Source organism: Desulfovibrio sp. (genome assembly GCF_019422935.1).
In the GTDB taxonomy this organism is placed as follows: Bacteria; Desulfobacterota; Desulfovibrionia; order Desulfovibrionales; family Desulfovibrionaceae; genus Desulfovibrio.
Genome location: NZ_JAHZCJ010000001.1, coordinates 542,494 through 556,458 on the forward strand (window position 1 = coordinate 542,494; position 13,965 = coordinate 556,458).

Below are 13,965 nucleotides of genomic sequence, written 5' to 3' on the forward strand. Positions count from 1 at the left end.
AAAAGCAAACGCGCAAACACCCCCCAACACGGAGAGGTATCATGAAATCTTCAAAAATTATTCTTCCCATCCTTCTGGCTGCAACAATGGTTGGCACCACTGCCTATTCCACCACTGCGGCGGCCATGGACGGTAAAATGGGAGGTTGTGGCATGATGGGTGGTTCTGAAATGGGCCCCATGATGCCGCATATGGGTATGGGGGCAATCCCCCCCGGTATGGTCAAGCATGTCAAAGGTCAGCTGAAGCCCGAACAGGTGGCTCAATTTGACGCGGCTCTCAAGGATTACAGCAAAAAAATTGAGCCCACGCAGCAGGCACTGTTTGTCAAGCATGAAGAACTGAAGGCCCTGCAACATGCGACAAACCCGGATGTGAAGGCTGTAAGCAAGACAGCCACCGAGCTTGTGCAGATTGTCAGCAAACTCAAGTCAGAGCGTGAAGCCTTTGAAGACAAGATTACAAAAGATTTTGGCATCAAAGATTTGCACGGTGGCATGATGGAAGGAGGTATGATGGGCGGTATGATGGGCGGCATGAAGCATGATGCCATGGGGCAGACTCCCCCGGCAGCCGCAGCAGATCAAGCGCCCGCAGGGCATGAAGGGCATAAGCAATAAACGAAAAGCGTTGAACAAAATCTGAAAATCTGGATTGGGGATAGGGGTATTGTTAGGTACCCCTACCCCCAATTACTTTTTTAGTTGCCAGTAGGTTGCTCTTTTCACTTCTGCTTCTGCAACCACGCGCAGAGCTTCTGGTAGAGCAGCGACACTGAAACGGGCTTGGCGATAAAGTCGTTCATGCCAGCCTCGATGCACAGTTCGCGGTCTTCGGCAAAGGCGTTGGCAGTCATGGCGATAATGGGGATTGTGGCCCCTTCGGGGAGCAGCCGAATCTGACGGGTGGCCTCCAGTCCGTTGATGTGCGGCATCTGCATATCCATAAGAATCAGGTCATACGTTGCTGCCTGCACCCGCTCAATGGCCTTGCCGCCGTCTTCCGCAAGGTCAACGATAAAGCCCACGTCTTCCAGCAGGGCCTGGGCAATCTCACGGTTGATGGGCTCGTCTTCCACCAGCAAAATGCGCTTGCTGCCAAGCTTTTGCCGGATGGTGCGTTCCGCCTCCTCAGCGCTGACTCTGGTCGGTTCGTTGACCGGGGGCGCGTCTTTGCGCAGCACTGCAGTGAACCAGAACGTGCTGCCCTTGCCCTCCGCACTGGTCATTCCCGCCTTGCCGCCCATGAGTTCCGCAAGCTTTTTGGTGATGGCAAGGCCAAGGCCAGTGCCGCCGTATTTGCGGCTCATGGAGTTGTCCGCCTGTTCAAAGGCGCTGAAAAGGCGCGGCTGCATCTCCGGGCTGATGCCGATGCCTGTGTCTTCCACCTCAAAGCGGTACGTCACTGTGCTGTCAGTCTGTGATTCCGGGCGCACTGCCACCTTAACATAGCCGTGATCCGTAAACTTGAGCGCATTGGTGGCAAGGTTGAGCAAGGCCTGCTGCAACCGGCTGTCGTCGCCATAGACGGGGCAGGTTTCCGGCGCGGCATCCATAATCAGCTCAATGCCTTTTTCCTGCGCTTTCTGGCCCAGAATGGACGAGATGTTTTCAAGCAGGGTCGAAACATGCACGGGCACATGCTGCAGCACGAACTTTCCGGCTTCGATTTTTGATAATTCCAAAACATTGTTGATGATTTCCAGCAAATGGCTGCTGGCGATCTCGATCTTGGTGAGCTTTTCCACCTGGCTGGGATTAAGGCCCGATTTGCGCAAAATATGGATCATGCCCGTGATGGCGTTCAGAGGGGTGCGGATCTCGTGGCTCATGTTGGCGAGGAAGGCACTCTTGGCAACGCTGCCAGCCTCTGCCGCGTTTTTGGCAATAATCAGATCCTGGGTGCGCGATTCCACCAGCGCCTCAAGCCGGTCACGGTGGGCCGCAAGCTCGGCCTCAACCTGCTTGCGCTCCGTAATATCCTTAACCAATCCGATAGCCACCCATTTGCCCTGCATGTTCATGGTTGACAGCGCAAGCTCAATGGCAAATTCCTGCCCATTCTTGCGCAGGGCAGTCAGCTCCACGCCAGAACCGAGAAAAACCCCCTGTCCGCTGGAGCAAAAGTCTTTCAGGCCATCTGCCATTTTATCGCGGAAGCGGGGCGGAACCAGAAACTCGTGTAAAACCCGCCCCATAACCTCGTCTGCCGTATAGCCAAAAATAGTCTCTGCCGCCTTGTTCCAAAAGATAATGCGCCCGGAGCAATTCAGCAGAATCAGCGCGTCCTTGATGCTGTTTGTGGTCAGGCGGAAGCGTTCCTCACTTTCTCGCAGGGTTTGCTCGCGCTTCTGGATTTCTTTGCTCATCTTGTTGATGGAGTCGGCCAGATCGCCAATTTCATCTTTGCCCATTGATTCGGCCCGCGCGCTGTAATCGCCCGCAGCAAGTTTTTTGGTGCTTTCTTCCAGCCTCGCCAGACGTGCAACAACGTATTTGTTGAGCAGGCCGCCAAGCGCAAGCAAGAGCACCAGATACCCAACAAGGCGCATGGCAAGCTGAAAGACCCACTCGGAATAGTATTCCTGACGCATCTCCTGCGTGGGCATGTAAATGCTGACCATGCCCCGGATATCGCCATTTTTGTAGTCGTAGGCATCTGCATAGTTGGCAGCAATGGATTGGGGGGCGTTTTCGCGGCTGCCATGACATCGCAGGCAGTATTCCTCAACCCTGATGGGGCTGGTGTAGTGATAGTAGGCAAGGCCGTTTTCAGTCACTTCGACCATTCGGCTTTTGGCTTCAGGGTTGGCCTTGAACCATGCCAGGGCCTCAAGCTCAAAAGAATTTGCCATGTTGGCGGGGTTGCGCGGCCTGTCAGACACATTGCTGAACCTGAGCCCGCTGGTGCTCCAGTTATGGAACTCGGTTGAAATTCTGGAGAGTGCATGCGCAGGCAAAAAGCCGATTGTGGCATCGGTTACTGGCAGCCCGCTATCAATGAATTGCTTTTGATAGATACGGCGGATGGACATGATAATGGCGCGGATATCTTCTGCGTCACGTCCCAGCTCTGTGCGGATGGAAGATTCAATTTCGTGGTAGCCAAAATAGATATCTGCACAAACGATTATGCCGATAATTACAGTGGTAAGGCACCAAACCTTGTACTTGATGCGCATAGCAGCCTCTCAGTAAGCCTTTGGCGCGTTATCAGTCTCAGGCCCGTGGTCTTGCGATGTGCGTTGTATCTAGAGATGCGGGAAGATGAGGCAGGAAAAACAGACCAATAACAAGTATGACTTGGAAAATACATTGTATTGTCTGTATAAATCAAAATTTTTGTGAATATATAGTCGTATGATGATTATGTCAAAATAATACTCATATCATATGAGGTTATTTCAATATTTAAAAAATCATATATTTTACGTTGATAGATGTGTGATGAATTTTATGCGCGAGATGTATGTTATTTTTTATTGTTAGGTTGCTAATTAAAAGCATGTCTCTGTTCACATATCTGCTACAACACATGATTAATATTTATTGTCCTTGGGCTTGTGCCCCGGCGGCAAGGCGCAAAAAGCGTTCTGCAAGCAGGTTGGGGGCAAGCATCACCTTGGCGGCGGCAGAGGTTTGCACGCAGCCGCTCATGCTCATGGGCTGGCTGCTGTCTGCCCTTTCAATTTCTGCTTCCAATGCCGCGCGCAGGCGCTGAAACGATTCTTTCACTTCCGGGTATTCGTTGTTTTCGCGCCAGGGCAGGGTGAGGCTGCGCGTCCACGAATGCCCCTTGTGTGATGGGGCCTCAAGGGTGTGAAAACGGGTTGGGGTGTAACCCTGCGCCCTCTCGAACAGGCCGGGATAGCAGTAATCCTGCCGTTCTTCTTCCGGCTGCGGAATGGTTGAAACTATGCTTACTATGGGCAGGGCCAGGGCTTTTTCGTGTTCTTCAAGCCGCACGGAATATTGCAGGATAGGCCGCATGTAGCCGCGTTTTTTGGTTATTTTCCATTCAATCTGCATGGCTACCTCGTGTGTGGGCTGGTGTGTTGGTTGGGGGCTGGCATCAATTAAAGCGTCCGATTCTTGCGGTCGGTTCAGACCGTGCCCAGCGCAGCAGCGGGTTCCGTCAGGCATATCACCTGGCCAAATGGCGGCTGCTGCTCGTGCGGGGCACTGCAAATCCACAGCACGGGATAGTCCGGCTCGGCGGGGTAGCGGTCGCACTCCAGATCGGTAAACCAGATCAGGCAGGTGAGGGCCAGCCGCTCGCCTTCAATATGCGCGCACACAGGGCGGTAATCCGTACCGCCGCCGCCCACGGGCGCCAGGCTGGCGGGCATGTCCATACGCGTAAGCGTGAGGGTTTTCTGCACCTTTGTGTCGTGAAACAGCACTGTGAGCGTGGTGTCGTAGGCTTCAAGCACGGTTGCAAGCTCTGCGCAAAACATGGCCAGCGCCTGTTCGTCCACCGAGCCGGAGCAGTCCACAGCCAGCGCCACGTGGGGCAGGCGGGCCTCCCGCCGGGCAGGCAGGTAGATGTCCTGGTACAGATAGCGGCGGTTGGGCGTTGTCCAAGAATAGTCGTTTTGCGCGCACTGCTCCAAAAAACGCTGCAAAAGTGTGCGCCAGTCCAGCTTGGGCCTCCACGCCCGGTCAAGCTGCCGGGCCAGACCTGCGGGCATGCTGCCCATATTGCGGGCGCGCTGCATGGCTTGCATCATGGCGATATCCGCCTCCTGCTCGGCGGCCTTGAGGGCCTGATCGTTCTGCATGCCCTGAGCATCTGGGTGATCCTGCACCTCACCGGTGAAGCTGGTCTTGCCCTCTGATTGTTCCGGGCGGCCTTTTTCGCGTTTGGCTGCGGCCTTGTTGCCAGCGGCGGACTGCGGGTCGGCGTCTTCGTCCTTTTGCTGCTTGCTGTTTTGCGCGCCTTGCGGAGTGGGCTGCTCCTGTTGCTCTGTGTGCTTGCCGCCATCAAAGGCGGTTGCGCCAGCACCCTCAGTCTGTTCCGTGCCCTGAGCGACCTGCGCGTTCTGCGCGCCCTTGTTGGTGGGGGCGTCTTGCAGGCTTGCCAATGCGTCAAAGATTTCATCCGCATTCATGCCCGCATAGGCCGGATTGTGCGCAAAACCCTTAGGCAAGGTAAAGCCTGACTCCACCAAGATGTGATTGATTGCCAGATCGCAGGCGCGGTTCCACAGCTTTGCCTCGCGGCCTTTGCGGCGCAGATGATGCCCGAAGGCCAGATGCAGAACCTCGTGCGCCATTGCCCCCACCAGCGATTTTTGCGAAAGGGCCGTGGAGAATGCCGGGTTGTAGCCAAGGGTTTTGCCGTCTGTCCACATATCTGCGCAGGTTGGGTCTGCCTTTAAGCGCAGGCGCAGGGCCAGAGAGCCGAAGAAGGGATGCTCCATGACCAACGCTGCGCGGGCGTGCGTGATGCAGTGCTGGGCCGCCAGGGTTGCATCGTTGGCGTCATTTGCAGGAGCTGGCTTTTGCTGGTTTGGCAGCTGTGGCAGCGGGTGTGGAGCGCAAGGCGCACTGTCTGCGCTGGGTTGCTGGTTCTCGAATGTGTGCATGGCTTAAAGCAGAACTTCCGCGTTTTTTTCCGCCCAGCGGTTGAAGGCCGGGGTGTTCACCACCTCCGTATTCTGGCAGACGGCATCGCGCATAAGCAGCACACTGAATTCTGCGGGCAGGCGCTCGGCATAGGCGGTGAGGGCATCCATGGTGTCTTCTGCGGCGCGCAGGCTCAGGGCCTCGCATGTGGCGTACAGGGCGGCAGGCTCCTGAGGCACGGTTGCGGCCTCTGGCTGTGCCAGGATGGAATCCACTGTGGGCAGCTCGCGCCATACAGAGAGAAAACCCATGAACTCCGCAGCAGCTGCGGGGCCAACTGTGCCCTGAAACAGCTCGTATTCCAACTCGCGGCCGGGTGCTGCCTCCAGCATGCGTGAAACAAATTCCCATGAACGGGGCGAGGCAAAGGCTTTTTCCATGCGCTGCGGGGCAAAATCGTGCAGCAAGCGGGGGCGAAAACGCAAAAAGGCGCAGACCTCGCGGCGAATGCCCGCTCCCTGCGCCCAGGCGAGCCAGTCGTCAAGGCTGGCGTCAAACTCCAGATGCACCATGCGGTTGGCCAGGGCAGAAGGCATGCGGTACGAGACGGCCTTGTCCTTCTCCCTGTTGCCGGCGGCTACGATAGACCAGCCATCCGGCAGGCGGTATTCACCAATGGCTCTGTCGAGTATGAGCTGATAACAGGCCGCCTGCACCAGCGGCGGGGCGGCGTTGAGTTCATCAAGAAAGAGGATGCCCTGCGGCGGATCGCCCGGCCCGGGCAGAAAGGCTGGCGGGCACCAGACGGCGGTTCCAGCATCTGTAAGGCGCGGCAAGCCGCGCAGGTCAACAGGGTCAAGCAGCACGGCGCGGATGTCGCGCAGGGCCATGCCCCGCATGGCTGCCACCTGGGACACTATCTGGCTTTTGCCCACGCCAGGGGCGCCCCATAAAAATACGGGCTGATGAATGCTGGTGAGGGTCTGCAAAGCGGAAATAACCTGTGAAGGCGTCATGTTTCTTCCTGAAATAGCTGTGATTGAAGGAGGGCAGCGTGCATTTGTTCGCGGATTGAGGCACCCGATGAATTAGGAATATGAAGAAAAAGAAATTGAAAGTCAATATCAATTGATGGCGAGGGAGCGTAATGCAATGGCATGGGATTAGGGCGGAAGGTGCCCCGCTAAGGCATGAGCCTTGCCGCCGCATAAAACAGTTTAGCGAAGTGCCCCATAGGGGGGCTTGCTTCACATTGTCTTGTGGCTGGCGGAAGAACAATCGCTTTGAGTGTTGATCAGCCCCTTGATGTCGCGCAGGGGCGGCGTGCCGAACTGGCGACGGTATTCGCGGCTGAATTGCGAGGGGCTTTCGTACCCCACTTGAAAGGCTGCGCTGGTGGCGTCCAGATGCTCCATGAACATGAGGCGTCTTGCCTCGTGCAGGCGCATCCACTTTTGGTATTGCAGCGGGCTCATGCTGGTCATGGCTCGAAAATGGAGGTGGAAGGTCGAGGTGCTCATGCCTATCTGTCTGGCAAGGCTGTCTATCTTCAAGGGCTGGACGTAGTTTTTCTTAAGCCAGTCAATGGCCTGCGCAATCTGGAAGCCGTGGCTGCCAGCGGCCACAATCTGGCGCAGATAATGCCCCTGTTCGCCCAGCAGCAAGCGGTAGAGTATCTCTTTGTGGATCAGGGGCGAGAGCACGGCGATATCCTGCGGGTGGTCGTGCAGGTCAAGCAGCCGCTGAAAGGCGTTGAGCAAGGGCATGCATACCTCGCTGACCCGCATGCCTCGCCCGGATTTTACCGCGCGTGTGACCGGCAGATTGCTGTCCACCATCATCTGGGCCAGCATGCGCATATCAAGCTTGAGCACCATGCCCAGCAGCGGAACTTCCGGGCTGGCCTCCACCACATTCGCCACAACCGGCAAGCCGACAGACGAAATCAGGTAGTGGTTGGCATCGTACAGATATTCTTCATCCCCCAGCATAACGCGCTTGGCACCCTGAGCAACAAGGCAGATAGTTGGCTCGTACATGCAGCTTGCGGGCTGGGTCGGGGCTTCGTACCGCACAAGCACAAGTCCTGGCACTGCCGTTTCCAGACGGTGGTTTTGCTCGGTCTGGCGGGCAATATTGCGGGCCAGCGCCTGCCGTTGAACATTCAGCATGTCGCATTGTTCTTTGTCTTGCTGAGGCATTGTCGTTCTCCCTTTCTGGCTTTTTACCAGAAGAGCATGGATAAAAACAACACAATAGTTTGAATCATCGGACAATCGGGCAATAATTTGAGAGAATCGGACTATACGCTTTTAGCCAGGGCTCTTAAAAGAATAAAGCAGCGGCTGAGGCATAGCGAGCACGTTTGCGTGCCTGGCGCAAAGGCAATCTGCCCGGTAAAATGCCTGCTAAAAAGTTAAAGTAGTGGTTTAAATATTCCAGTTGAAGTTTGCCTACATGCGCTTGAATGGCTGAAAATCAGCGTCTTGTCTGCAACTGGCATGGGATGAAATACCCACAAATCAGCAAGTGGAGCGAGTAATGAAAAACATCCTGATTTTTTGCGGCAGCCCGCGCAAGGGCGGTAATTCTGATCTCTTGTGCGAGCAGTTTATGGCTGGAGCGCAGGAGGCAGGCCATAAGGTGGAAAAGATTTTTGTGCAGGAACATAAAATCGCTCCATGTCTTGGCTGTGGGTATTGCCAGAGCCACAAGGGCGTTTGCGTGCAAAAGGACGGCATGGAAACCATGCTGGAAAAAATGATCAAGGCCGATGTTCTTGTGCTGGCCTCGCCCGTGTATTTCTATTCTGTGAGTGCGCAGATAAAAGCCCTCATGGACAGGACGGTTGCTCGCTACACTGAAATCCAGAACAAGATCATGTATTACATTATTGCCGCTGCGGACACTGATTTGTCGCACATGGAGCGAACCATAGAATGCTTCAGGGGTTTTGCCTACTGCCTTGAAGGATCGGTGGAAAAGGGCGTTGTGTACGGCGTTGGCGCGTGGAACAAGGGTGATATAAAGGGATCCCCCAGCATGGTGCAGGCTTTTGAAATGGGCAAAAACGTGTAGAGGCAGCACATACGGTGTGCCGGATCGCCGCCATCATGCAGGAATGGGCAAGAATCAAACCGTATTGTCTATTCCCTGTTGCGGGCAAAATACCTATATTGCGCACTGGCGGCGGCAGCCTGCCCTATTTTTCCAGATGCACACCTCTTGCCGGGGCTTTATGAAGATACTGTATTACGATTGCTTTGCCGGAATCAGCGGCGATATGAATCTGGCCGCCCTGATTGATCTTGGGGTCAGCCCCGATTACCTCAAGGCCGAACTGGCCAAGCTCGCCATTGATGACGAGTTTGAGCTCCAGTGTCAGCCAGAAATATGCAATGGCATCCTGGGGATGCAGGTTCATGTGCGCTTGAACGGCCAACAGCACGAGCACAGCCACGGTCATGAACATCCTCACGCGCACGGGCACGAAAACGGGCATGAACACGGGCATACGCATGCTGGTGCGCCTGCCCACGTGCATGACCACAACCCCGCGCAGGGCAGTCACCTGCCGCACAGAAATCTGGCCGACATCACAGCAATCATCATGCAAAGCGCGCTGGCAGACCCGGTCAAGCAGACGAGCCTGAACATATTCCGCCGCATTGCCGAGGCAGAAGCCAAAGTGCATGGCAAGGCTCTGGAAGAAGTGCACTTTCACGAAGTTGGCGCTACGGATTCCATTGTGGACATCGTGGGCGCAGCCATCTGTTTTCATGCTCTTGATGTTGATGCCGTGTGGTCTTCGCCCCTGGAGCTTGGAGGCGGTTTTGTGCGCTGCGCGCACGGCATGATGCCTGTTCCTGCCCCGGCGACAGTCGAGATCCTTCATGGCATCCCCACCACACGCGGCGGGGTGGAGCATGAGGCCACAACCCCAACCGGGGCGGCCATCATCGCCGCTCTGGCCCATGCCTTCAAGGCAGCCCCGGCCATGACAACCCTGAGCACCGGTTACGGCATCGGCCACCGCCAGACCGAGCGCCCCAATATGCTGCGGGTGCATCTGGCGGAAGTGGACGAAGTTGCGGTCGCTGGCCCAGCCAGTTGATTCTGCCTGCTCTGGCGTAATCTTGACGCTACGAATTGTACGGGGCAAATAAAGATCGCGGGCAATGAAGCCCGACCATGTCGGAGTAGAAGTATGTCAGGTGGTTCACTGGAAAAACTGCTCACAGATATCAGAGACGGAAGCCTCTCTGTTGCCGATGGCATGAATCTGCTGCGCGAGAGTTCGGTGCTTGATCTTGGGCACACCAAGTTTGATTTGCAGCGCCCGGCGCGCAATGGCTTTCCGGAGGTCATTTACGGCGAGGGCAAAACTCCTGAGCAGGTGGGCGAAATATTCCTCCGCGTGGGCGACCGCAGCAATGTGCTGGCCACAAGGGTTTCGACAGAAATGGCGGCCCATGTGCAGTCTGTGTGCCCCAATGCCGAATACAATGCTCTTGGGCGCGCCCTTACGCTGGTCGTCAAGCCCATTGTCTGGAAGCAGGGCGAAGTTGCCATTGTTACCGCGGGCACCTCTGACCTGCCCGTGGCGGAAGAAGCCCGGGAGACCTGCCGCATGCTTGGCGTGCGTGCAAAAATCCTTGCAGATGTGGGCGTGGCGGGCATCCACCGCCTGATCAACAACTTGCCGGAGGTGCTTGCCGCCCGCGCCGTTATTGTGATTGCGGGCATGGAGGGCGCACTGGCGAGCGTGGTCGGCGGTCTGGTGCCGCAGCCTGTGGTGGCGGTTCCCACATCTGTGGGCTATGGAGCGTCGTTTGCGGGGTTGTCCGCCTTGCTTGGCATGCTCACCTCCTGCGCCAGCGGTGTCACTGTAACCAATATCGACAACGGCTTCGGCGCTGCCTGCGCCGCTTGCCGCATTATCAATGCCTGCGAGAACAACAGCAAAACCTAAAACCTGAACTGTCCGGCAGCGGACACTTGCCTTTATATTCCCCCCACAAAATCCGGTCAGCGTAATTCGCTGCACTGCCAGGGCCATGCGTCTTTGTTCCCGGCAGCATGCCGCACAGGCGCAGGCCTTGTGCATATTGCCGGGCCGTCTTTATGGCAGTCATACCACTACACAGAGCGGGCAGACAGCCTGCTGATATCCTGAACATACTTCCACTGCGGGGCTGTTATGGACAAGAATGATAAGTCTTCCGGGGTATCGCGGCGCCGCCTTTTGCAAGCGGCTGGGGCAGGCGTTGCAGGGGGCGCGGTGCTCTACGGGCTGGACAAGCTGCGCCTTTTGCCCAGTTTTGAGCAGCCAAAGCCTGTTCCACCTGCGGAAAAGATGACCTGCCGCGTTAATCCCAAAAATGGCGACAAGGTATCACTGCTGGGTTTTGGCTGCATGCGCTTTCCCATGCTGCCGGGTGCAGACAGCCCCACCGGGCCGGAAGTGAACGAGCAGGGGGCCTTTGCCCTTGTGGACTATGCCATTGCCCACGGGGTGAACTATTTTGATACGGCATGGCCCTACCATCGCGGCGTTTCAGAAAGCGTCATTGGCAAGGCCCTGCAGCGCTACCCCCGCGAGAGCTTTTATCTGGCCGACAAAATGCCCACGTTTCTTATGCCCACAAGGGAACAGGCCCGGGAAATTTTTGAAAAGCAGCTTGAAAAATGCAAGGTAGAATACTTTGATTACTATTTGCTGCACGCAATACAGTCTGTAGAAGCCTATCAGACTGTTTACGAAAAGAACGGCGTGCTTGAATATCTGCTTGAAGAAAAAAAGAAAGGCCGTATCCGCAATCTTGGCTGGTCGTTTCACGGCAATGCACCAACGCTGGAATATCTGCTCTCGCGTGACGTCGCGTGGGATTTTGCCATGGTGCAGCTCAATTATCACGACATGCTGCACGAATACAAAATTGCGCCAAATCAGGCAAAATTCATTCCCAAAGACCCAGCGCCCACGCAGTGGATGTTTGAAAAAATGCAGCAAAGCGGCCTGCCGCTGATAGTCATGGAGCCTCTGCTTGGCGGTCGGCTTGCCCGGTTGAACAAAAAGGCGCTTGCCATCCTTCAGGCTGAAAGGCCCGAGGCTTCGGGCGCATCGTGGGCCTTCAGGTATGTGGCGGGCTTGCCCAACGTGATCACCATGCTGAGCGGCATGACCTATATGGAACACCTTCAGGACAACCTGCGGGCGCTGGCTCCTTACGAGCCGCTTTCCGGCCGCGAAATGGAAGTTCTCAAAGCGGCTCTGAATGTTTTTCTGACCCAGTCAAACATCCGCTGCACCACGTGCGGCTATTGCATGCCATGTCCCTATGGCGTTGATATCCCGTCTGTATTTGCCCACTTTAACCGTTGCCTTGACGATGAACTGATCCCCAAGGGGACGCGCGACCCTGACTATGAAAAGGCCCGCCGGGCCTACCTTGTGGAATATGAGCGCTCAGTCCCTGAGTTGCGGCAGGCAGCGCGCTGCACAGGGTGCGGCAAATGCCTCACGCATTGCCCGCAGATGATTGCCATCCCGGATGAAATGGCCCGCCTGGGCAAGTTTGTTGAAAATCTGAGAACAAGGCAGGGATAGCCCATGTTACGGATCGTTCGCATCGTGCTGGCCGCGCTTTGTTTTGCTGCAATCTGCCTGCTGTTTGTGGATGTGAGCGGGCTGTTTGCTCCATCGTTGGCCTTTATGGCAAAGGTGCAGCTTGTGCCCGCCGTGCTGGCTGGCAGCCTTGGCGCGGTGGCTGGCGTAGCCCTGATGACGCTGGTTTTCGGCAGAGTCTATTGCTCGGCCTTGTGCCCGCTTGGCGTGGTGCAGGACATTATCGGCGCAAGGGCGGGCAAGTACCGCTTCCGCTACTCCTCCCCGCGTAGCCTGCTGCGGCTGGCGTTTCTTGGCATTTTTGTGTTTTCCCTGCTGGCGGGCGTGCCGCTGGTTTTTTCCCTGCTTGAACCCTACAGCGCCTTTGGCCGCATGGCGGCTGACCTGCTGGCCCCCCTTTGGGCAACTGGCAGCAACGCGCTTGCCTGGGCCTCTGAACGGGCAGGAAACTATGATGTGGCTCCCACGCTGGTGTGGCAAAAAGGTTGGGCAGCACTGGCAGCAGCGGCTGTCACCCTTGCCGTGGTTGGGGTCTTGTCATGGCGTTTCGGGCGGTTGTGGTGCAATGCGGTCTGCCCTGTGGGAACTGTTCTGGGATTTCTGAGCCGATTTTCCCTGTTCCAGCCCCGCATAAACGAAAGCGCGTGTAAAAAATGCGGCCTGTGCGAAAAGGCCTGCAAGGCATCCTGTATTGATGCAGAATCTGGAAGCGTTGATGCAAGCCGTTGCGTGGCCTGCTTCAATTGCGTGGGAGTGTGCCGTCACGGGGCCGTCAGCTATGCCTCCGGGCTGTCAAAAGAACATGCGGAGGCGCACATACAGCCACAGGCCATAGCCCCTGCGGGTACAGCGGCAAAGGGCAAGCTTAATGGTGCACGGCGCAGCGTGCTTGCGGCATTGGTTGGCCTTGCCGTGCCGGGACTTGCCTTTGGCAGAAGCGCTTCGGCCATTCCGGCGCTTACCCGCAGGCAGAGCCATGAGAGGCAAACGGCCATTGTGCCGCCCGGGGCGCAGTCCATGCAGGTGCTTGGCGCGCGCTGCACCGGGTGTCAGCTCTGCGTTTCTGCCTGTCCCAATCAGGTGTTGCGGGCATCGGATATGGGCAGCGGCCTGATGCAACCCACGCTTTCCTTTGAGCGGGGTTACTGCCGCGTCAACTGCGTGACCTGCTCGGAGGTTTGCCCCGCTGGGGCCATACGGCCCATTACTCCGGCAGTAAAAAGCTCCATGCAGATCGGGCGGGCCGTCATTGCCCTTGAGAGCTGTATAACCGTGACGGACAAGGTAGCCTGCACTGCCTGCGCCAAAATATGCCCGCCACGGGTGATAAATCTGGTGGGGCCGGATGATGCCCCCAAAAAGCCGGTTGTGGATGCGGAGCGCTGCACTGGCTGCGGCGCATGTGAATATGTTTGCCCGGCGCGCCCTTTTGCCGCAATCCATGTGGAGGGTGTTGCGGAGCAGAGGCGTATCTGACCTGGCTGGATCTATACCTGCCACGGGCAGGCCACCAAGCTTTATAACTAACAATGGCTGCTTGCGGTTTTACCCCAGGCAGCCATTAGCCTTTTTACCTGATTTCACAGCAAAACGGTTTAGCGTTGGCCAGAATGACAACTTCAAACAGCGCAGCCTCCATGCGGCATGATTGACTTACCGCCCTTTGCGGGTGACGATATCCAATTGTGGGAGCGACTGTTTTTTGCAGAGCCGCTTTTCTGGCGGACGCTTGCGCCGCTCCTTTCAATGATTTCTGCATGCCTTTGATAT

Annotated in this window: 10 protein-coding genes and 1 pseudogene; 6 read left to right on the forward strand and 5 right to left on the reverse strand. The window is 56.5% G+C overall.

Going from position 1 to position 13,965, the window contains the following annotated elements; genetic code table 11:
• Nucleotides 1-41 precede the first annotated feature (41 nt).
• Nucleotides 42-620: a periplasmic heavy metal sensor gene (locus tag QZ383_RS02315; RefSeq protein ID WP_291442660.1), complete on the forward strand. Its 579-nt coding sequence runs from the start codon at nt 42-44 to the stop codon at nt 618-620.
• A gap of 104 nt (nt 621-724) precedes the next feature.
• Here the strand turns inward: QZ383_RS02315 and QZ383_RS02320 are convergent, their stop codons facing one another.
• The 5 genes from QZ383_RS02320 to QZ383_RS02340 all read right to left on the reverse strand — a co-directional run bounded on the left by QZ383_RS02320 (nt 725) and on the right by QZ383_RS02340 (nt 7,768).
• Nucleotides 725-3,181 (reverse strand): DUF3365 domain-containing protein, encoded by a 2,457-nt coding sequence (locus QZ383_RS02320; RefSeq protein ID WP_291442662.1) that lies wholly within the window; start codon nt 3,179-3,181, stop codon nt 725-727.
• A 364-nt stretch (nt 3,182-3,545) separates the two neighbouring features.
• The gene (locus QZ383_RS02325) at nt 3,546-4,028 is read right to left on the reverse strand and encodes a hypothetical protein (RefSeq protein WP_291442663.1); all 483 of its coding nucleotides are present in this window, start codon (nt 4,026-4,028) and stop codon (nt 3,546-3,548) included.
• 74 nt (nt 4,029-4,102) lie between these two features.
• Nucleotides 4,103-5,587: a VWA-like domain-containing protein gene (locus QZ383_RS02330; protein WP_291442665.1), complete on the reverse strand. Its 1,485-nt coding sequence runs from the start codon at nt 5,585-5,587 to the stop codon at nt 4,103-4,105.
• A 3-nt stretch (nt 5,588-5,590) separates the two neighbouring features.
• The gene (locus QZ383_RS02335; protein WP_291442667.1) at nt 5,591-6,583 is read right to left on the reverse strand and encodes a MoxR family ATPase; all 993 of its coding nucleotides are present in this window, start codon (nt 6,581-6,583) and stop codon (nt 5,591-5,593) included.
• Nucleotides 6,584-6,814: 231 nt separating this feature from the next.
• Nucleotides 6,815-7,768 (reverse strand): AraC family transcriptional regulator, encoded by a 954-nt coding sequence (locus QZ383_RS02340; RefSeq protein WP_291442669.1) that lies wholly within the window; start codon nt 7,766-7,768, stop codon nt 6,815-6,817.
• Nucleotides 7,769-8,108: 340 nt separating this feature from the next.
• Here QZ383_RS02340 and QZ383_RS02345 point away from each other — a divergent pair, with 340 nt between their 5' ends.
• The 5 genes and pseudogenes from QZ383_RS02345 (at nt 8,109) to QZ383_RS02365 (ending at nt 13,671) form a co-directional block, all read left to right on the forward strand.
• Nucleotides 8,109-8,645, forward strand: coding sequence for a flavodoxin family protein (locus QZ383_RS02345; protein ID WP_291442671.1), 537 nt, complete (start codon nt 8,109-8,111; stop codon nt 8,643-8,645).
• A gap of 160 nt (nt 8,646-8,805) precedes the next feature.
• A pseudogene (locus QZ383_RS02350) lies at nt 8,806-9,678 on the forward strand (LarC family nickel insertion protein); the annotation flags it as partial.
• 96 nt (nt 9,679-9,774) lie between these two features.
• Nucleotides 9,775-10,539, forward strand: a complete 765-nt coding sequence (gene larB, locus QZ383_RS02355; RefSeq protein ID WP_291442672.1) for a nickel pincer cofactor biosynthesis protein LarB — start codon at nt 9,775-9,777, stop codon at nt 10,537-10,539.
• A 228-nt stretch (nt 10,540-10,767) separates the two neighbouring features.
• A complete protein-coding gene (locus QZ383_RS02360) occupies nt 10,768-12,177 on the forward strand; it encodes an aldo/keto reductase (protein ID WP_291442674.1) in 1,410 nt (469 codons plus the stop codon).
• Between the two features lie 3 nt (nt 12,178-12,180).
• On the forward strand, nt 12,181-13,671 hold the full coding sequence (locus tag QZ383_RS02365; RefSeq protein WP_291442675.1) for a 4Fe-4S dicluster domain-containing protein: 1,491 nt from the start codon (nt 12,181-12,183) through the stop codon (nt 13,669-13,671).
• The last annotated feature ends 294 nt before the right edge of the window (nt 13,672-13,965 follow it).